We start from the raw sequence: 20,558 nt of genomic DNA, 5'->3' as shown, positions 1-20,558 counted from the left end.
TCTGTCCTCTCACACCACCGTACGTGCCGTTCGGCATACGGCGGTTTGTTGAAATAGTATCTCTTAACAACCGGTAGTATTCTCCTGTTGTCAGGCATTGTGCCCACTGGTTGCACGGCTCGGCTCAGCTCCTCTTTTTTTTCATCTGTGATACAGTACTACGACCGCTGCTGACTTCTAAATGAGCCATTGAACGTCCCCGCTAAATGTTTCCTCTCCTGTAATCGCGCTTACACTTGACAGAGCTCATTCAGATCTCCTGGGGTAAGGCAATCCGCTTTCTATGGATGTGGCCCCTGTATCTACGTAGTGATATTCTGTGCAGTATAGGGCTTTTGTTTGTCATGCAACATCACCCATATCACCTCGCCTTATATACAGTTCCTGTTCGTAGGCCCCCATATTTGCCGCCAGCTTCCTTCGGATTCGCAGTCGCCCACGACACCCTTGCTATTGGCTAACACTTCCTACTGCAAAGTGTGTTCGGGACTTGCACCCTATAGCTGATTGCCATGCCCAGCGCACAAGCAAGACCTCGCAGGTTTCGAAAACCTGCGAGGTCTGCCCCCCGATTGTGCTACTCTCTCTGTTAGATAAACCCGATTGAAGTGAACATTCCGATCCTTTATCGGAATAAAACGGAAAGCGGGACTGAAAACCACTATGAAAAACTGAACTTTCATTTCCCCCCAAAAAAAATCCCAAACTCAATAAAATGAATTTTGGGATTAATATTTTAAAATCTGCCACGTGTAAGACATATCGTAATAGATGCTGAAACAAGTTCAGCATGACGGATTGGGCCACGTGAAAATAAATATTATAAATTAACGATACCGATTTTCAGATTGTCCTCTCTACCGATTACGTCAGCAATGCTGGTTTCGGTTAAAACCTTAAGGGTAGCATCTCTAACATCGATAAAGGCGCTTCTGATTCCGCATGTTTTTTCGTCTACACATTCATCACATTTGTGATAAAAATTTAAACTTGCACAGGGAACCATGGCAATAGGCCCATCCGTTACACGCATTACGTGTACCAATAAAATCTCTTCAGGTTTTTTGTTGAGGCTGTAACCACCGCCTGCCCCTTTTTTACTGTATAAAAAGCCAGCGTTACGCAGATCGAGCAGAATCTGCTCCAGGAATTTTTTCGGGATATGCTCCTCCTCTGCAATTTTCGAAATCTGCATTGGTGGTTTATCTAAATTTTTACCAAGCGCAACAAGCGCTTTTATGGCATACTTTGTTTTTTTGGACAGCATATTCGCACAAAGCTAATAAAAGAAAGTAAATTATAAAATACGCAACAGGAAGTTGATTGCACAATAAATTGTATAAACGGTCGTCATCCTGAATTTATTTCAGGATCTTTCCTACTATAAAAGATGCTGAAACAAGTTCAGCAGGACGTAGCGATGAATTGTCGCCTTTAATCAAAGTAGCGTAAAAATAACCACGACACAAAACAGAACAACATTTATCGGCGTTTAAAATCTATTTTTACCCACATTATGAATTACAGATTTCAATAATGAAAAGAAAACTCAATCTATTGCCGCTCATCATAGTTGCAATCATATTTTTTGCCCTTAACGCTTATGTTTTATCTGGCCTGGGTACCATTAATCAATCTACCTGGCTCGGTCCTATTTTCTGGGTCGTTATTGTAGGTTTGACATTTGCGCTGTTATATGCGATTCAGCAAATGCGAATTCAAGGCATGAACCGGTTTTTTCAGATCATCAGTCATGCTTTTTTAATCATCTTCGTCGCAGAACTCGTGTTCGCTTTTTTCCTCCTGCTCGGTGATGTTTACCGTTTGCTATTAGGTTTGTCGACTAATTTTCAGCCCGAAGGTTTTCACATTTTAGGCCGTAGTAATTACTGGATCGATTTTGCCTTTGTAATGTTCTGTTTAACCATTGCCTTATTTGCTTATGGCATTACCCAAGGAAAATATGCTTACCGCGTAATTAAACACACTTTGTATTTTGATGATCTGCCTGCCAGTTTTGATGGTTTTACTTTAACACAGATCTCGGATGTACACGCGGGTAGCTTTACCAACCCTAAAGCCGTGCAAAAAGGTATCGATATGATTAATGCCCAAAAGAGTGATTTATTTGTTTTTACCGGAGACTTAGTGAACAATGCTTCTTCGGAGATTGTGCCCTATATCGGCCATTTCTCTCAGATTAAAGCCCCTTTCGGACAATATTCTGTTCTGGGCAATCATGATTATGGCGATTATATTAAATGGCCTACTGAAGCAGATAAAATACAGAACCTGAATCAGTTAAAAGCTTATCATCAAGAACTTGGTTTTAAGCTTTTATTGGATGAACCTGTAGAATTGCATAAAAACGGCGAGAAAATTATACTGGCCGGAATAGAAAACTGGGGAATTGGTTTTGGAGAACGTGGAGACTTAAACAAAGCCTTGCAAAACACTAATGTAGACGATTTTAAAATCCTGTTATCGCACGATCCTTCGCATTGGGATGCGCAGGTAAAAAATTATCCTTCAAAAATCCAACTTTCGTTGGCTGGACATACACACGGTATGCAGTTTGGTGTCGAAGCTTTTGGCATTAAATGGAGTCCGGTAAAATATCGTTATAAACATTGGGCGGGTATTAAAACCGAAAATGGAAGATACCTTAATGTAAACAGAGGCTTTGGCTTTCTGGGTTTTTCGGGAAGGATTGGTATTTGGCCAGAAATTACGGTAATAGAATTGAAGCGAAAATAAAAATAGATCTCTCTCCCGAAAGTTCGGGACTGCGCTCCAGATTGGTACCTTGGTTAATCCAGCAGCAGAGGCTTTGAAAGAAGACGTAATGCTGTAATTGACGTGCAGTCAGATGTTACCATCTGACTTTCGACAAATCAAAATGTTTATCAAAAATAAAATCGTCTTAGTGTCAGATGGTAACATCCGACACCACTAAAAGATAACATCATTAAGGATAAGGATCATCATTTCCGAGCAGAGTGCAACGCAGTCGAGAACCACGAAGTGCTCAGCAAAGCTAAATCTAAAGATAGATCTCTCCATTTCGCTATGCTTCAGTCGAGGTGACGATAGTTCCATGAGATCAGATCTCAGTCGTTCCTCCCCGCAATGACGACCTATCTGTTAACTATAAAAATAGTTTATATCGATAAAATCATTATCTTGCTTTATAAATCTTTTGCATGAAAACATTAGTATTGATCTTGTTATCGACACTTTTATTCGAAACCCCTACGATTGAAAAAGATCGTGATCGATGGAAACCTTATTATACGGATACTGCTCCAGCAAAAACAGCCGATAACTGGTTTCTTCCTTTTGATTTAGCTAACCGTAAGAAAATAAACAATATTAAAATCATCAGCATTTTTGGCGATCATAGAGATAGTTATGTTAAAGGTCATATCCACACGGCTATTGATATTAATCCTGCACAACCTAAAGCGAAACTGGTTAATGTTTACACCATGGCCAATGGAATAGTCTGCTCTGTGCATTTGGGCGAAAACCAACGCACAGTTGTGGTAAAACATAAACTACTGAGTGGATTAACCATGTTTACCACTTACAAACACCTGAAAGAAGTTTATGTAAGGAACGGCGAAAATGTTGATCAAAATACCAAACTGGCCAGATTATTTACGCCTCAGGAAAGTAAAAAGTATGGGGGCGATTACCATCACCTTCATTTAGAGATCAGAAAAAAATTTGATGATTATGGCTGTGCAAGCTGGCTAACTTTTAATAATAAACAACTGAACGAACGGTTTTATAATCCTCAGGTATTTATAAAAGAACACATCAAATAACTGTAAAGTTAAAAAAGGTATTTCCGAATACACTGAGGAGCTGTTTAAATTTTATTAAAAACAAGATCGTCATTCTGAACTTGTTTCAGAATCTGTTTAGAAAGACCCTGAATTAAATTACCTTCGGTGAGCTCGCTAAGGCTCGGTTCAGGGTGACGGAGTAAATTATTTAGATAAAATTAATACGTAAATTTAGGTTTCCCATTGTCGCAGGTTACCCCTTTTGGCTGTATTATTAACGCACAATCTGAATATACGCCCCATTTTTGATTGTAATCGGCCTGTAGTTTGGTAAATTGTTCAACCTTTTTCAGAAAAGTGCTTTCATCTATTTTTACAGAATAAGCAATATAACCTGATGCGCCTCCGCAGGCTTTAGATCCGATGGCGGTGAATTTCCATTCGCCGGCATTTTCACAGGTAAATTGCTGAGCTGATTTTTCAATGTCTTTATAAAGTCTATCCAACTCCGACGAATCAACATTTTGCATAGGATCTTCTCGGTCTTTACACGCCCACATCAAACTTATAATCAGTACAATTGAAGTTAAAATAAATAGCGTCCGTTTCATCGTTTGTTACTTTTTACCTAAAACGGGAATTTAAATAAAAACGCTACACCTCTTAAGACTTCCGAAGTTTCTCAGCCCACACACCTGACCAGCTAAACTTCGGAAGTCTGGAAAATTTAAAACTTAATTTTTAATGTACACTTTTCCCTAGTCCCATCATTAATCAGCCCATCAGGGAGGGTAATTCTTAAACCTTTAGTGTTCTGTTTCCATTTAATGGTAAACGCTTCATCTTCCATAACCAACTCTTTTACTTTTAAAATGGCGGTTGACAGCGATTTAATGATCAGTTCTCCATGATTAAATTCTAAAAGCTCAATATTGAGTTCGTCTGCTTCGCCAGAATAAAAAATAATCGGATTAACCTCATAAATATGAAGTTGATTGCCGCTTTGTTCGCTCGTATTTAAAGCAATTTTTCTACTTACTGCCATTACAATTTGGTTAGATTTAATTAAAAATGGCTTACAATTAGTTTACAGGAGGAAAATTATAAGGTTTCCAGGCACGAAGCCCGCTCAGCTCTTTCTGCGTTTCTTCGCTTATGCCTACGCCCCAGGTATTAAAAAATGGAGCTAAATTTCTTTTTACAACATTAGAATACGTTTTCACCCATAAATCGCGTTTTTGCTGATCGTTTAAGCTGCCTATGCTTGGTCCGATTTTTTGGTATTCTTTAAAAAAGGCCTTAAAACTTTCCCATCCAAAACCTTCCTGCATCTGGCGGAACATGATCAGGCCTAAAAAGGCATCGCCTTTCCATTTTTCATAACTCGTACCTTCGGCAAAATATTTTTTCATCATCTTTTGCGTATTTGCACTTGATACACCAGTATGTGAATCGTCCCGTCCGCCCATTAACCTATCGAACATATAGATTGAAAAGAAGTTATTGCTCACTTCGGTAGTGCCACCAAAAACCCAGTTCAGATTTTGCATGTTGTGACCAATTTCGTGGAAAAAGCCCCAATTTGCGCCCCCCTTACTTGGTTTCATCAATAACTCAGGGTTGGCCATAATTTCGTTCGAGAGCATCTTTCTGGATGGCGAATGGTGGATCATAATCGGATAACCGCTATGCATGTATCCCCCACCAATATGTTCATCGGGTACCATCCGTTGAGCCCTGTAAAACGGCGCTGGCATATTGGCCAGATCCAATTCTCCAAGTACAACTAAATCCCATAGTTTTAATACTTCTTCAGGGTTTTTGATGGTTTGCAATACACTATCAGGCAAAGTTAAAATCACATTTTCAGTGGCCATTTCGCCCCAGGGAGCTTTATTATTTTTCAATTGGCCCTCCCAATCACTTTGCGTGCTTTTGCCCAACACAAAAAGTGGAGCTGCAACAGCATGGCTAATTTTGAAATCAATTTTTCTACTTTCGGCCTTAGGTTTAATATCAATGTAGATCAATCCGCCGAAAGGCGACGCTAATCTGTTTTTACCAATTACCAATTGTTGTTTCTTGGTTATAATTGGCATTCTGCGCCAATCTTCCTTGCCCGCAACCCAATAGTTCAAGCGATCGCTATGCGCACCAATCTGAACTTCAAGCTCGTTTACATTGGTGTTTTTGGGCACATCGATCTCAATGTACTCACCAGCTTTCGCATACAAACCTGTACTGTACATGGTAGCGTTATCATAACCAGAGTAGCCCAGGGTTGACACGATAGACACTAAACTATCAGCCATTTTTTTATGTTCGATGCTTACCGTTTTATTTATAAACTGAAAACCAGTCTTTACTGTACCTGGAAAAACCTCAGCTGATGGTTGTGCTTTGATATTCTTATAATCGGTGCTTTTTAAAGTTTCATCGCTCCATTTGGCAATGGCTTTTCTAAATGCCGTGTCGCTTTTAGAGAGGGTGTGTTGTGGTGTAATGACAATTGTTGTCGGATCTTTAGCTGCATCTTGAGCAAAGGTAGTTAAGCCAGTTGCTACTAATGCGAGGGATAATAGTGATTTCATTTTGTGTTTGGTTTGTTGTTATTGAGGTGTTATACTTTTTTTAAGCGGAAAACCTTGGTTTCGTGAGCAGTTACTTCACCATTCCACTTGTTATTTTTGCCAATTACTTTATGTTGCCATAAATCTTTGATCTCATATTTACCAGTCAGGCCTAATTCGGCAAAGTTTATTTTTGCATTTTGGGCAGCTGTCGATTTATTTAAAATCGCGATGGCAAAATCTCCGTTGGCTAAAGGGCGAATAAAAACATCCCATACATCCGTTTTAATTTTTCTTTCAGCTTGTTTACCCAAAGCATCCTGATTTAATGCAATTACTTCTTCATTAGTAAAAATGGTTTTTGCTTCATTATCCATCTTACGGATATCGCAACTCGCATATAGTGGAGAATTAAGCATACTGTACAAACTCATTTGGCTTTGATATTCAGCTTGGGTACAGCCTTTGCTATTAAAAGCCGACGAAGGGCCTTTTGTTCCATGTAAACCGGCTACCAGCATATCTCCATCGTTCCATCTGCCCGGGCCTGAAAAGCTTGCCAATCCGGCTGTTTTATCAACAACGTTATAAATACCTACTCCTCCCTTACCCTCTACATCATTCCATTTGTCTCTGATATCGTAAGTAGTACGCCAGCTTTGTCCGCCAACCTGTGCACCCCAGTTCCAAGGTTCGCGTGGACCCCATTCGCAGATTCCCAATACAATTTCCCTACCCGATTTGCGTAGCGCCTGGGCTATTTTACCATAACGGGCTTTAGCCGTTTCAACATCCTCTGGGGCATTGCAATAGTCGTATTTTAAATAATCTATCCCCCATGAAGCAAAAGTTTTAGCGTCCTGATCTTCGAAATTTAAACTTGCGGTATAACCACCACAGGTTAAAGGAGCAGCATCAGAATAGATACCCAATTTCATCCCTTTGGTGTGCAGGTAATCGGCCAGGGCTTTAATGCCTGAAGGAAATTTCTTTGGATCGGCAATAATCTTGTTTTTATTATCGCGGCCACCTTGCCAACAATCATCTAAAAAAATATACCGATAGCCTGCTTTCACCATCCCACTGGCAACCATTGCATCGGCCATTTCTTTAATATCTTTTTCGTTCGGGTTTTCGGACATGATGTTCCAGCTCATCCATCCCATTGGTGGTGTAGCAGCTAGTTTTGATTCCTGTGCAAAGCTGATTTGAGCAAATAACAATAGGGTTAAACAGATTTTGATAAATTTCATATTATTTTTTGATTAGAGAGTTCTTCAATTCTTTAGGAAATGGTCGTCATTCCCGCGCAGGCGAGAATCTTAATGCTCCTGTTTTAAGATTATCTTCGATGAGCACTGCGTGGTTCCCAATCAACCCGATAGCTATCGGGTTGGGAATGACGAACCACCTATATTATTTAATCGGTTTGATATAATAGCTGTACTGGTAATCTTTAAACGGGATCTGGTATTGAATTAATGGCATAGAGCCCCAGCTATCAATCCCCTGAACACCCAATTGCTGCATATCCATGTGCACGTAAATCTGGTTGCGTTTTACCAGTTCGCCAGAGTGATATTGTTTTTTCTCGGCCTCCGGATCTAAATCTTCTACCGAATATGGCAATGCATTAAAACTCAATAACTGATCGGCAAATTCGAAACGTAAGCCTTTACCTGCTTTATTGGTAAAAGCTACCCAACGTACATCGGTTTTATTACCACTTTCCTGTGGACGTGCATAAGGGAAATACTGATCTGCAACCGTTGATTTATAAGTACCAATTAATGATGCCGTTTTTCTGTCTACATAATTTTCACCCGGACCGCGACCATACCATTGAATATTGCTGTAATCATTTTTCAACTGCAGATCGTTACCGATACGCATTAAACTTTTGTAGTTGCCTGTTACGGCTTTAAATTGATTATTTACTTTTACAGTACCATCAGCAGATACATTAAATTCTTGCGTTGTTTCTGCATCACCTTTAAGTAGCGACGATTTAATGGTTAGGGTAAAGCCATCAGCAGTTGAATTTACAGTTGATTTAATATTGCCTGCACTGTTATCCTGATACACATTACGCCACATACGTAATTTCGTATTTAAGCCTGCACCGATATCGTTGTCGGTTGGTGCACGGTAAAATCCAGGTTGTGGCCCCGAGGCCAATAATTCTTGTCCTTTTGAAATATAACTACTTAATATTCCTTTGATTAAATCGAAAGTGATCGTAAAATCGTTTCCTTTAACCACAGCTTTTTCTGCTGTCTGTTCAACCTTCAAAGATTTCTTGTTGCTGGTATAAACATTGGCTTTAGGCGCTCCGGCCAATGCAATCTGCTCGTAAGCAATTTCATAACCTTTTTCTAAAAATGGTTCAGCTATTTTTAAGCGATAGCGGACGTTTAAGAAATATTCTTTACCCGCTGCATAATTCGTTTTAAATGGTAAGCTTAATAGTTGTGTTTGGCGCGGACCAACATTCAGGTTACTTACCACACCAGTTTGAATCACTTGTCCATCTTCTACCAATTCCCAGTTTAACTGCACATTACTGATATCTTTAAAGAAATAGCTGTTGTTTACATTGATCTGGTTGGTACCATTAAAAGTAGTTTTGATATATTGATGTACTTTTTTCAATTCTACAGCCATTGGCGTCATGCCGCGATATGCGGTAACTACACCTTTTACGCAAAAATCGTTATCGCTAAAGTTTTCGTCAACCGGGCCACTTAGCGGAAAATCGCCTCCATAAGCCATAATGCGTTTGCCGTTTTTAACCGTGTCGATTGCCTGATCTATCCACTCCCAAACAAATCCACCCTGTAGTTTAGGGTTGTTCTCTATGGCATCCCAATATTCTTTAAAATTACCCAAACTGTTACCCATAATGTGCGCATACTCGCTCATAATAAACGGACGGGTTTCTTTATCCTGTTTCGAATAACGTGGCAAATAATTTGGAGAAGGATATTGCGGAACAATCATATCAGTATTGAAGTCGCTCTCCGCCCTTTCGTACTGTACCGGGCGGAAATCTTTTCCTTTAAGCCATTGGTAAGCCTCGTAAAAGTTAACCCCGTTACCCGCTTCGTTACCTAAGGACCAGGTAATGACCGATGCATGGTTTTTATCACGCTCGTACATTCTGGTAATACGCTCAAGATGAGGGATACGCCATTGTTTATCGTTGGCAAAAGTAGTTTCCAAACTGTAGTAACGGCCATGCGATTCGATATTGGCTTCGTCGATTACATACAAACCGTATTCATCGCAAAGCTCCATCCAATATGGATCTGGTGGATAATGAGAATGACGAACTGCATTTACATTCAGTTTTTTCATCATTTCCATATCTTTTTCCATATCGGCATGGGTTAAAGTATGGCCTTGAGTGGCATTGTGCTCGTGCCTGTTTACACCTTTTAAAAATACACGTTTACCATTAACCAATAAATCGCTTCCTTTAATTTCTACCGAACGGAAACCCACGCGTTGTGGAATTACCTCGATTATTTTATTGTTTTTATCTTTTAAAGTGATGTAAAGCGTATATAAATAAGGAATTTCTGCCGACCAGTTTTTCACATTACTGATCTGTGTTTTAAAAGAAAGATCGGTTTTATAATTGCCCAATACTTTTTGGATTGTGGTGGCATCTTTCCAAACGTTATTTCCTTTAGCATCAACTAAATCAAGCGCCAAGTAAAAACTATCTGGGCGGCTATGGTTGGTGCGCTGATCTATTTTATAATTTTCTACCGCTAAGTCTACATTTAGCAATCCGTTCGTATAAGTGGCATCTAAATTACCCACAACTTTAAAATCGCGGATATCTAATTTTGGCGTAGAATATAAATAAACTTCGCGCTCTATTCCCGAAATGCGCCACATATCCTGGCATTCTAAATAGGTACCATCACTCCATCTGTAAACTTGTAATGCAATGGTATTTTCTCCAGGTTTAACATATTTGGTAATATCGAACTCTGCAGCCAGTTTACTATCTTCGCTATATCCTGCTTTTTTACCATTTACCCAGATATAAAAAGCAGATTTAACAGCTCCAAGGCTGATAAACACTTGTCTACCGCTCCAGTTAGCTGGTATATTGATTTTCTTCCGGTACGAACCTACCGGATTATTATCAGCAGGAATATCGAATGGCGGGTTCATTTTTGCGCCTGTTAGCTGTCTGCCCGCAAACTCATATGGTTGGTTTACATAAATTGGGGTACCATAACCGTTCACTTCCCAGTTGGCAGGTACTTTAAAATTATCCCAGCCTTTATCATCAAAATCTACTTTATAAAAATCGGTAGGCCGTTTACGTGGATCTTTTACCCAGTTAAACTTCCAGGTACCATTTAATGATAAAAAATATGCTGATTTTTCTTTAGCTCTTTTAGTCGCTAAATCTTGATTTTCGAAAGCAAAAGCCGATGCCCGCATAGGCAAACGGTTTACCGAAACCACTTCGGGGGTTTGCAGTTCGGCGGGCAGATCTTGTGCGCTGATTTGCCCGGTAATAAATAGTGATGTAAATAAAATGGTTAATTTTCGCTTCATTCTGTGTGTATGATTTTGGTTTGCTGCTCCAAATTACTGATGATTAACTGATAATGATGAAAATGTTTTAGCGCAAACGTTTGAGTTTTAAATATGTTACTAAAGAGAGGTTTTTTTCGGTTGAAATGCATAGGTATGTCGTTTTGCAGATTGCCTTAAAAGAAAAAACCCTTACCACCACAAGGCGGCAAGGGTCTCACTAACTAAACTAACTACTATTTTAAAAATTCTATTTCAAAGTTTTTAAGGTATGGTTTACCGTCAAAACCGAAATCAGAAAGAATATTTATTTTCATCCAATACAAGGTAAGTGCAGAAACATCGCTCACTGTTGACGGAATGGATAAAGATGAGGTTATAGGTTCCGATGTTGTACCTGGAGGGTAGTCACTAGCTAAAGAGGTCCATACATATTGTCCCGCTAACTGCATATTATACCCTGTTAGCGCCTTATTGAATATTGTACCTTCCGAACCCTCATCCAGAGGCCAAAATCCTATTAAATTTGCATAATTCGGATGCTTAGTTATATCTTTTAATGCTATGTTATTTTTAATAGTTGTAGCATCTAAGGCGGTATTAAAATAAGTTAAATTTGCCGCATAAAAATCTATCGGTGCATTATTATCTACATTTCGCCAACCAATCTGCAATGGTTGAGCACTAGTTAATGGTTTAGTACCCAAATTCACTGTCCCTGTACTCGAAACACCATCAGTATAGGTAGTTAATGTTCGTGTGGTTGCATTTGTTGTATTTAAAGTTATTGTTAAAGTGTGCCAAGTTGCATCAGCAAGTGTAGCTTGATCAGCAGTAAATCCCCCGTTATAATAGGGTTTCCAAAGTTTAGCCCATGTGCCCATGGTCCAACCATCAACGCTACTTGTACCCACTCCGTATCCTGTGCCCTTTGATAAAAATCCAACATAAGCTGGCGAAGGGGTAAGTACCTTGATCTGCATCTGAACTGTGAAACTCTTGTCTGTTCCAGGATCGTACAAGCCATTATCATTCGGTACGTAGGCCAAAATGTTCTTGCCCTTAAATAATATTGTATTGAACCCTGTTTTCTTTAGTTCAAAAGGCTTAAAAACAGGATTATAAACCAAGGTAAAACCGTTAGTTGGATTGGCGCTACTGCCACCATGGTTACTGGTTATAATCACCAGCCAATCTTCGTTTGCATAATTTTTTCTCGCTTTTAAAGCCGTTAAAATATTACCAACGTATTCATCAGCTTTTATTATTGCATTTTTGTAATTCACATTGCTGGCCAGATATCCACCGTTATCTCCTGCTGCTTCTACTTCTCTAAAGTTAACAAATATAGTACCTAAGCCCGTTTGGCTATTTAAAATACTAACTGTACTGTCTTTAACCGCTAAATCGGTGGTTACTACAGGCGAAAAATCGGCATTACGCATATAACCGCGCAAATTAACCCATGGGGTAACCAAAGCTGTTTTCACGGTTTTATATTGGGTAACATAGTCGAATACGTTACGATAAGATACAATAGGAGCATGTTCATCAGCCGCTTGCACGCGGTCAAAATTATTGTTGCTAATCTGATGTTTGGAAAATCCTGTACCTGTTAGCATCGATACCCATCCAGCTGCATCAGAAGCTGTTTTTAAAGTGTTGTAAGAATACTTCGAATTCTTTTGCAAGGCAGTTATATTGGTTGGTGCCACAGCTTGTAGTTCCGTTCCAGTTAAACCATCGATACTGATTACTAAAACCTTGCGTTGGGCAGCATTTAAGTTTTTTAATTCTTCGTATACAGCTGGTGGATTAGCATATTTTTTGCACGCGGTGAAACAAAGCGGAATAAACAATGCCAAAGCACTATAATATTTAAATTTATTTGAAATTTTCATCTTCTTTAAATTAGCGTTTATTTAATTACACCCAATTCGGCCATAGCTGCGTTCGGGAATGATGCAACCGGTGTATTCCAACCATCTTTTAGTAAAACCTTGAAAAATTTACCAATTGCAGGGCCATTAGGGAATGTAAATTCGTAACGCGAAAATGCATTCGGTATCTGTGTGGTACCAACACTGGTAAAATTAACATTATCACTGCTCACCAATATTTCTATATTTTTTACACGTTGAGCTGTAGTGTTTCTGGGAAAGAAGTACATTCCTTTAACAGACATTCTTTTGTTCTCGCTGTAAACAATTGTATATGGATAACTTTGCGCTGCAGTTGGTGCCGGGTTGTACTGCGAGTGCCAATATGTTGCCGTATTATTATCAAGCATGGCAGCTGGACTACCCTCGTTTGATTGATTAGAACTTACCGTTACGCCAGGCGCAAATGAAATTGCAGCTGTTCCACCTGTTTTATTAAGTGGGTTATATGTCCAGGTCTGAGCAGTCAAAATTGGATATTTTGATGCTACTTTCATTGCAACAGCATCACTGATTGAAATACCCCATGCATCAAAAAATGGTGCCAAATCAATTTTAGTATAATCAGAAAGCTTTTCGTAAACAAAGTTATGCTTGGTTATATCATTTGAGTTTAATCTTTCTGCATGACGGGCCTGGCTGTACAAATATGTCATTGCGCCGTATCCAAATTTCTCAAAAATCTGTACAAATGGTGTCATTCGTTTAAAAGGACCTCTATCAGGATCAGTCATAAAAGCATCAGTATCAAAGTTTTTTACCCCTGTACCACTTGCATAAGCTATTGATTCAGGGAAACCACTTGAAACAGCTGGGTGTAAAATGTTATAGTTTGCACCGATCCTGTTGGCTACTTTAAAACTGAACAGGTTATTGGTGGTTTCGCCCAGCGTGCTCCAGCTCCAAATGCTTCCCTGTTGGCAATTGTGGCCGAACTCGTGATAAGTACCCCACTGACCAGCGCTTGTGTTAAGTGAATTTAAACTGGTAAAACTGGCAAACCAATAGGCATCGTTTGTACCAACAAAAGGAAATCCGCTGTGGCCAGACCCCAATGAAAGCTGAATATCCAATATCCCACGCCATTGACTTTGAGGGCTACGGTCTCTAATATCGGCTGCATTATCTGATAACCCCATCCACGCATTATAATCCAAGTCAAATACATCGTTCCACTTGGTAAATACAGCAGTAGGATTGGTAAATGGCTCGTTAGAATTAAAGGAAGCAATTACTTTATCTCTTGGAATAGTAAAAATAACCCGTTTTGCCCTGAGCTCTAACCAAGGTACCTGCGAAGCTTTTACTTTAGCTACCCAATCGGCATCGGTAGTTTGACCCAAAATAAAATCTGGTGATACCACAGCACCTGTTATGGTGAAGGTAACCGGATTAGCATAGGCAAAAGTTGCCAGGATATAAATATGTCCACCATATAGGTTCCGGATATAGTTAACACCAGAAACCAATTGTTTTCTGTTATAAATTATAGGATCACGTAGTAAAGGGAATTTACCTGAAAGGTTATCGGTATGTGCACCGATTTGTACGGTCAATCCATCTACCCCTGCCGGCACTACAATTTTAATCAACTCTCCGGGAGCTGCATAAAAGCCCGTGCTATACTGCGGTGAAGGCGCAACAGAGATTCTTAAATTTTGTGCAGTTTGATCGGTAAAGTTTAAGTCCAACGTAAACTGAACATCTTTTACCCTTGGCTCTGATTGATCTACCAAGCCTGGAAAAACTCTTGCCTTACTGTACATAGATTTATCGATCATCTTCATATTGGTATCGATAGTTCCCTCAGCCACATTCTGCGAATTGTCAGGATAGCCATCTGGTATCTCGTACCCATATTTTTTACATGCCGTAACGGTTACCAATAACGCTAAGGCAAATATTTTTGTTAACTGATTAAATTTCATTTTATAAATATTTAAAGTTAATTAGTTGGTAATGTTACGGTAGGGGTATACAATTTACCTGTTAAGCCCCAGTTACTTGGTACAGCAATATTTAGCCAGTTGTAAATAAGTACAGGTATATCTACGCCATTAGGTACTGCACTATAAGCTTCTTGTGTAATATTACCTCCTACATTTGGAGATAATTCATTAAATGTAGTCCAGGTACCATTGCTTGATAGTGTGAAATCGTTGTTTTTACCCGATTTATCTTTTAAAACAAAACCACTACCATCGTTACAAGGCCACCAGCCTACTAAGTTTGCAGGATAGATAATGCTGGTTGAATTTTCCTTCTTCATATTGGCAATAACCTCATCATCTGTTAGTGCGATGTTATAGATTGCTAAATCTCTTAAAAGGAAGTCAGTTACCTTTCCAGCTGCGATTGCTGTGCCAATTCTAAAGCCAACCGTATTATCAACAGTCTGATTAGTTACAGTTAATCCATACCTTTTAATTCCATCTGAAAAAACATTTAAGGTACGCACACCGCTTACCGTGGTTATCGTAATTGCGAGCGTATGCCATTTTGCATCACGTATAACAGATACATTTGGGCGGCTTGAGTTGCCAAAATCGAATTGAAATGAGGTGCCGGCAAAACTAAAAAGATATCCGCCTGAAGCTACTGCTGTAAAATCAGATTTTTTACCCATAAATGGTGGCCAGGATGTATCTGTAGCCGCATCGTTCCTAATCTTAAACATTAGGGTATAATTTCCGGTTCCACCGAAGTTTCCAACAGAGGTGTTAGACAGCTTTGCAAACACCTCTGTAGTACCAGTCATTAGAAAACGTGGTGCAGTACCTACAAACGGATAACTATTGTCGTCTGGTTTATTGATTCTCAATGGAGAGAATTTTGGGTTATAAAAGGCTACATAGGTATTTCTGGAGATATCTCCATAGATATTTGACCCAGGGAGGCCGCCCGAAACACCACCACCTTTGTTTGAGGCGATTACTACAAGCCAGTTTTCGCCAGAAAAACCTTCTCTGGTTCTCATAGCGGTCAAAATTTCGTTGATGTATCCATCAATGGCCAAAATTGCACTTGCATAGCTAGGTGTACTTGCGGTATAACCGTTGGCAGCACCTGCCGTTTCTGCACTATGAAATTGAGCTACAATTAAGTTCGAGTTCTTAGTTTTAAGGTCATTTACAACAGCGGTTTTAACTGCTTCATCATTGGCCGCGTTTATTTTTTCAGTAGCATCACCTGCTAATTTATCATTAAACAAGCTTGTCGATGCGATAGAAACTGTTCTAGCCCCATTTACATTGCTTTTTATTCTGGTAAATATTGTTGGTGTGGCTTCTACGTTTAAGCCTGTAAAATCCTCGCTGGTTACATTATGCTTGGTATATTCTACTCCTGTAAACATGGTAGTCCAAGCCTGAGCATTGGTCATTGTATTCAGGTTGTCATCTGCCAGCCCATCAAAGCTATAGGTAGCTCTGGTATTTATTTGCATAATGGTTGTAGGAGCCAATGTTTTTAAAGCTGTTCCAGTTACGCCATCTAAAACAATATACAAAACTTTCTTACCAGCGCCCCTGCCTAAAGTATCGTTTTTATATGTTGTGGGTAATGTATTACTAAAATCCTTGTTACAGCCAGATCCACTTAGGATCAATAGTAGTACAGAAAACCATCCTAAGCGTTTAAAAGTACTTGCTGGGGTAAATAATTTATTCATATCTTATTGATTTAACCAATTAGTTAATAAAATTTAGGCGCAACAGATTGTGCGGCAAAACACCGTTGAAACGTAGAATATCGCCTACTAAAATCACCTGTGAGCCTGTAGCAGTTTTGGTTTCTATCATATCCAAAATAGAACCCTGAAAACCACCTGTATTATTATAGCCAACTGCCAATTGTCCATTGGGTTCTAACACCATAAAACCCTGACGCAAATAATCGCCATATTTATTGAAAGAGCCACTTACAATTATTTTTCCGTTATTAAGCTGCCCAACAAAAGAGGTTATCCCCCCGGTAATGGCCTGTCCGTTAAAAGTAGATACATTGGTGCCATCAGCATTTAATAAATTAACCCCAGAAGCATTCTTACCGTTAAAGGTTGTAAATGAACCGCCAACTACAATTTTGTCAGTAGTAGCATTGTATCTGATTGAAATAATATCTCCATTTGCACCTGAACCTACACTAAAACTATTATCTACGCTGCCATCTAAATTTAATCTTACAATTCTATTGGCCTGTACACCGTTAAATGTGTTAAATGTACCCACCAGGATTAATTTTCCATCGCTTTGCATCATGGCGTCTAAAATTACACCGCTTGCCCCTGCTGCGCTTTGACGGGTAGACTTGTTGTAATGAAAAGTCGAATCCATGGCGCCATCCATATTTACCCTTACCACCTGGCGCATCCTTGTATAATCATAAACTTTTTCGTCATAACTGGAATTAGGTAAATACATGCGCCTGTAGTAATTAAAATTACCCACAATGTAAACCTGTTCTCCAAAAACAAAAGTCTTTCTAACGCTTCCATCAACACCTGCATTAAAAGTACTTACGGTATCTCCGTTTTTATAGGTTTCTTGTGGTTTTGGGTTAATCACATCCCTAAGAATCGTAGTATCTAAGGATCCGGTTGCGTTTAACCTGGCAATATTGCTTAGTGTTTGGCGGTTGGTACGTGTAGAGTTATAACTCGTAAAACTTCCACCAATTATAAATTTGCCAGCCTGGTTTCCTGCCGGGATTCGGGTAATTGAAGTGATCATTTTTGCGCCCCCTCCGGCCCCCTTACCAAAAGCAATACCACTTGTAGAGTAGCTACCATCGGCTAAAATCTGTGCTATGCCACCAATTGGTAGTTTTTCGGTTCCTTTTAATTCAAAATCGTTAAATGCGCCGGCAACAAAAAGGTTTCCACTAGGTAAAGCTTCAATATCGTAAATGGTACTAAGGCCAGTGGTATTGGTTGCCCCATTAATTACTTTGAAGCCAGCATCAACACTCACTTTACCGCCTACTTTAACTATAGGGCCAAAAAAACTCTGCCCTTGTGAGGTAATCCACATACTGCCGGTACTGGCAGTTAACGGAACTTTAAAAGTTAAGGTACTATCATTTGTAGAAGCAGTAACCACTTCGGCCTCAATTTCATTTACATACACCTTAAAATCGTTGATGTATTTATTAAGGCCTTTCACCTTTACACTTAAAACATCACCAGCATTCACCACATCTGGATCGATCGTTTTAGAAACGAAGGTTAGATCTAAAGGTTTTTTACCACCAGCATAAGGATCTTCGGTAAGTCCTTTTTCCTTTTGGCAGGAAACCAATACTGCTGTTAAGCCTATCGCTCCGAACAAAAACAGCTTAAATTTATATTTTATGTTATTTAACATTTTATTCAACTTATGGGTAAAACAATAAACCTATGGTGTTTTTGGACTAATACCTGCTGATATTGCCTGCTCGATAAAAACATTCGTATTAAAGCCAAAATTATGTTTGAACTTATTTAATACGTGTAAAACACCATTAGTGGGCTGTATATCTGAAGTAGCAATAGGAATATTCACCAGTGATACCTGCGGATTGGACAGATCGGGAATATAGGCCAGATACAATTGACGGTAGCCTGCATACGATACTCTCGAAATTTCGGCTCCGTTATCGTTGTAAACCACCGCATCATTAAAAATTACACCAACATTCATAATCCTTCCACCATAAGAGGTGTAGCCTTGGCCAGGATAAGCCAAATAAGATAAAGTATCGCGTTGTGGATAATCCTTAAGGCGGTTTGCACCTTTAAAAATATATTGAGAAAGTATGTTCTTCCATACTTCTGGCTTTATCTGTGATAATTGAGAAACAGTATCCTTACCGGTTACGCGCAATTCTACATTTAACCGTTTAATAGATTTAAAAATAGACCCGCTTGGCGGCGCAAAAAATGTAATGTTTTCGTTGCTGATTACATCGGCTAAACCAGCCAGTTTAATCACAGTTAAAGTCGAATCAAAAAACGGTTTCTTCGCCTCCATATACTGCATAATATTGCCGTTGTATTTTGCATCACTAATCCCCGTTTCCATATAGTACTTTTTACAGCCAGCTAATACTGATAAGACACAGATTAGTGAGAATAGCAGTGTTTTATGTTTGTTGTTCATCATCATATCTATTAATTCCAAAAATTATTACCGATTAAATTTGGGTTTGCGCTACGCTCGGCAGCGCTAATGCTAAGTGGCCACGTCCAGGCACCAGCGTTTAGGTTACCTACTGACATTGGTGATGGTGTAAAATCAGAATTCACTACTCTTTTTGTCCTTACCAGATCAAAAAAGAACTGTCCTTCGCCCATAAGCTCCCTGCATCTTTCTTTATAAATTTCGTCTTTAAGTTCATCACCTGATTTGATAATCAATGGTGCATTGGCTGCTATGGTTACCCTATTGGCAAAATCCCTTGCTCCTCCTTCATCGCCAAGTTCTGCAAGTGCTTCTGCGGTTAACAGATAACAATCAGGCAATCTGAAGATAATTGCACTATCATCGCTTGTTACGGTTATCGCAGAACCAGAGCCCGTTGAATAAACATTTGCGAATTTTTTAAATTGGAAGTTACCAGATCCTGAATCGTAATTTTCGAACCAACTAGACAGCCTGGCATCTGTAGTTCCCGCTGGATAAAGCTTGGTGATATAACTTTTAATGTAAGCCATGGAACTTGATGTTTTGGTCACAGTGCCCTGGTAAGGATAACGAGCAAAATAATAAGAAAAACCCGCTGGTAAAGAAAAGCCTTCGCCATAGTTAAAATCCTGTAAAATGCCGAATAGATTTTCTGTGCTTCTTCCCTTAAAAATTTTTAATGTATTTTCAGGCGTAATAGGCAAAATCTTGTAACTGGTGTAGGTATCCAATTCAGCTGCCAATGTTTTTACCCCTTCATAATACTTTGTTTTACCTGTAGCGTCCCAAGCTGCTGCCCACATATTCAAATGCATTAACAATGCAACCGCCGATGCTCTTGTTGGCCTGAAACCGTTAGATGAAGCATCGTTATAGATGATTGGAAGATCATTTTTTGCTGCTGTCATATCCGCAATACAGTTATTCATTACCGTTACCTGCGATATCCTAGGTAATGCGCTGCTATGGTAAGCTTCAGTGTAATAAACTGCATCGCCAAATAACTTGCAGATAAACATATAACTTAAGTTACGCAAGAACACAGCTTCAGCTTTATATCGTTTTTTATCCACATCAGGCAAGCTGGCCGAAGGTACTCTATCAACTTCGAAGTAAAGTATGTTTGCTGCCGCTATAATGTCATACCACTCTTTCCAACTCATAATCTTTTTCATCATGCCGTTGTACCTTCCGGTAGTGTTAAGAATAAATTTCATATTGTTACCAATAAGGGCAGTAAAGTTATTGGAACCGTCATCGCCCAAACTATTTACCTGCACATTATTACCCCTTATTTCTAATGCTGGGAAAAATGCCCGGTCATCGCCATTAAAAAACTGTGGCGTACCTGCTACCTTTGATTTTAAACGTGCATAAATGCCGTTTGTAAATCCTTCTACATCTTCACGTGATTTCCAAAAATTGTTACCAGATTGGGCTTCAATCGGAGTAACGTTAAGGAACTTTTTGCAGCCAACGGTAGTAAAAACCAGTGCAGCAAACAGGATTATATATTTTGTATTTTTCATCTTGTCT

The 20,558-nt window shown here is 39.3% G+C and carries 14 protein-coding genes; 2 read left to right on the top strand and 12 right to left on the bottom strand.

Going from position 1 to position 20,558, the window contains the following annotated elements; all coding sequences use genetic code 11:
* Nucleotides 1–820: 820 nt before the first annotated feature.
* Nucleotides 821–1,267: an RrF2 family transcriptional regulator gene (locus AW17_RS05090; protein WP_029275042.1), complete on the bottom strand. Its 447-nt coding sequence runs from the start codon at nucleotides 1,265–1,267 to the stop codon at nucleotides 821–823.
* A 269-nt stretch (nucleotides 1,268–1,536) separates the two neighbouring features.
* Here AW17_RS05090 and AW17_RS05085 point away from each other — a divergent pair, with 269 nt between their 5' ends.
* Nucleotides 1,537–2,757 (top strand): metallophosphoesterase, encoded by a 1,221-nt coding sequence (locus AW17_RS05085; RefSeq protein ID WP_029275041.1) that lies wholly within the window; start codon nucleotides 1,537–1,539, stop codon nucleotides 2,755–2,757.
* Between the two features lie 446 nt (nucleotides 2,758–3,203).
* Nucleotides 3,204–3,830, top strand: a complete 627-nt coding sequence (locus tag AW17_RS05080; protein ID WP_029275040.1) for a M23 family metallopeptidase — start codon at nucleotides 3,204–3,206, stop codon at nucleotides 3,828–3,830.
* 179 nt (nucleotides 3,831–4,009) lie between these two features.
* Here AW17_RS05080 and AW17_RS05075 read toward each other — a convergent pair whose 3' ends face one another.
* The 11 genes from AW17_RS05075 to AW17_RS05025 all read right to left on the bottom strand — a co-directional run bounded on the left by AW17_RS05075 (nucleotide 4,010) and on the right by AW17_RS05025 (nucleotide 20,551).
* Entirely contained in the window at nucleotides 4,010–4,402 is a 393-nt protein-coding gene (locus tag AW17_RS05075; RefSeq protein ID WP_051691646.1) for a hypothetical protein, read from the bottom strand.
* 116 nt (nucleotides 4,403–4,518) lie between these two features.
* The gene (locus tag AW17_RS05070) at nucleotides 4,519–4,836 is read right to left on the bottom strand and encodes a hypothetical protein (RefSeq protein WP_029275038.1); all 318 of its coding nucleotides are present in this window, start codon (nucleotides 4,834–4,836) and stop codon (nucleotides 4,519–4,521) included.
* A 37-nt stretch (nucleotides 4,837–4,873) separates the two neighbouring features.
* Nucleotides 4,874–6,382, bottom strand: a complete 1,509-nt coding sequence (locus tag AW17_RS05065; protein ID WP_029275037.1) for a M60 family metallopeptidase — start codon at nucleotides 6,380–6,382, stop codon at nucleotides 4,874–4,876.
* A 29-nt stretch (nucleotides 6,383–6,411) separates the two neighbouring features.
* Nucleotides 6,412–7,614 carry a glycoside hydrolase family 27 protein gene (locus tag AW17_RS05060; RefSeq protein WP_029275036.1) on the bottom strand — a complete coding sequence of 401 codons (1,203 nt, stop codon included), beginning with the start codon at nucleotides 7,612–7,614 and terminating at the stop codon, nucleotides 6,412–6,414.
* A gap of 163 nt (nucleotides 7,615–7,777) precedes the next feature.
* Nucleotides 7,778–10,942: a beta-galactosidase, LacZ type gene (lacZ, locus tag AW17_RS05055; protein WP_029275035.1), complete on the bottom strand. Its 3,165-nt coding sequence runs from the start codon at nucleotides 10,940–10,942 to the stop codon at nucleotides 7,778–7,780.
* Nucleotides 10,943–11,157: 215 nt separating this feature from the next.
* The gene (locus AW17_RS05050; protein ID WP_029275034.1) at nucleotides 11,158–12,822 is read right to left on the bottom strand and encodes an alkaline phosphatase family protein; all 1,665 of its coding nucleotides are present in this window, start codon (nucleotides 12,820–12,822) and stop codon (nucleotides 11,158–11,160) included.
* Nucleotides 12,823–12,839: 17 nt separating this feature from the next.
* A complete protein-coding gene (locus AW17_RS05045) occupies nucleotides 12,840–14,789 on the bottom strand; it encodes a M60 family metallopeptidase (RefSeq protein ID WP_051691645.1) in 1,950 nt (649 codons plus the stop codon).
* A 17-nt stretch (nucleotides 14,790–14,806) separates the two neighbouring features.
* Nucleotides 14,807–16,531: a LamG-like jellyroll fold domain-containing protein gene (locus tag AW17_RS05040; RefSeq protein ID WP_029275032.1), complete on the bottom strand. Its 1,725-nt coding sequence runs from the start codon at nucleotides 16,529–16,531 to the stop codon at nucleotides 14,807–14,809.
* A gap of 19 nt (nucleotides 16,532–16,550) precedes the next feature.
* Entirely contained in the window at nucleotides 16,551–18,224 is a 1,674-nt protein-coding gene (locus tag AW17_RS05035) for a DUF5008 domain-containing protein (protein ID WP_029275031.1), read from the bottom strand.
* Between the two features lie 30 nt (nucleotides 18,225–18,254).
* Nucleotides 18,255–19,019 (bottom strand): fasciclin domain-containing protein, encoded by a 765-nt coding sequence (locus AW17_RS05030; protein ID WP_157280213.1) that lies wholly within the window; start codon nucleotides 19,017–19,019, stop codon nucleotides 18,255–18,257.
* The gene (locus AW17_RS05025) at nucleotides 19,010–20,551 is read right to left on the bottom strand and encodes a RagB/SusD family nutrient uptake outer membrane protein (protein ID WP_029275029.1); all 1,542 of its coding nucleotides are present in this window, start codon (nucleotides 20,549–20,551) and stop codon (nucleotides 19,010–19,012) included. The genes AW17_RS05030 and AW17_RS05025 overlap by 10 nt, the downstream gene beginning before the upstream one ends.
* Between the last annotated feature and the right edge of the window lie 7 nt (nucleotides 20,552–20,558).

This window comes from Pedobacter borealis DSM 19626 (assembly GCF_000708285.2).
In the GTDB taxonomy this organism is placed as follows: Bacteria; Bacteroidota; Bacteroidia; order Sphingobacteriales; family Sphingobacteriaceae; genus Pedobacter; species Pedobacter borealis.
This window is presented reverse-complemented; position numbering and strand designations above follow the sequence as displayed.

Coding starts and splice junctions, on each gene's coding strand:
- AW17_RS05090 (WP_029275042.1), bottom strand. CDS start 1,267: ATGCTGTCCAAAAAAACAAAGTATGCCATAAAAGCGCTTGTTGCGCTT.
- AW17_RS05085 (WP_029275041.1), top strand. CDS start 1,537: ATGAAAAGAAAACTCAATCTATTGCCGCTCATCATAGTTGCAATCATA.
- AW17_RS05080 (WP_029275040.1), top strand. CDS start 3,204: ATGAAAACATTAGTATTGATCTTGTTATCGACACTTTTATTCGAAACC.
- AW17_RS05075 (WP_051691646.1), bottom strand. CDS start 4,402: ATGAAACGGACGCTATTTATTTTAACTTCAATTGTACTGATTATAAGT.
- AW17_RS05070 (WP_029275038.1), bottom strand. CDS start 4,836: ATGGCAGTAAGTAGAAAAATTGCTTTAAATACGAGCGAACAAAGCGGC.
- AW17_RS05065 (WP_029275037.1), bottom strand. CDS start 6,382: ATGAAATCACTATTATCCCTCGCATTAGTAGCAACTGGCTTAACTACC.
- AW17_RS05060 (WP_029275036.1), bottom strand. CDS start 7,614: ATGAAATTTATCAAAATCTGTTTAACCCTATTGTTATTTGCTCAAATC.
- lacZ (WP_029275035.1), bottom strand. CDS start 10,942: ATGAAGCGAAAATTAACCATTTTATTTACATCACTATTTATTACCGGG.
- AW17_RS05050 (WP_029275034.1), bottom strand. CDS start 12,822: ATGAAAATTTCAAATAAATTTAAATATTATAGTGCTTTGGCATTGTTT.
- AW17_RS05045 (WP_051691645.1), bottom strand. CDS start 14,789: ATGAAATTTAATCAGTTAACAAAAATATTTGCCTTAGCGTTATTGGTA.
- AW17_RS05040 (WP_029275032.1), bottom strand. CDS start 16,531: ATGAATAAATTATTTACCCCAGCAAGTACTTTTAAACGCTTAGGATGG.
- AW17_RS05035 (WP_029275031.1), bottom strand. CDS start 18,224: ATGTTAAATAACATAAAATATAAATTTAAGCTGTTTTTGTTCGGAGCG.
- AW17_RS05025 (WP_029275029.1), bottom strand. CDS start 20,551: ATGAAAAATACAAAATATATAATCCTGTTTGCTGCACTGGTTTTTACT.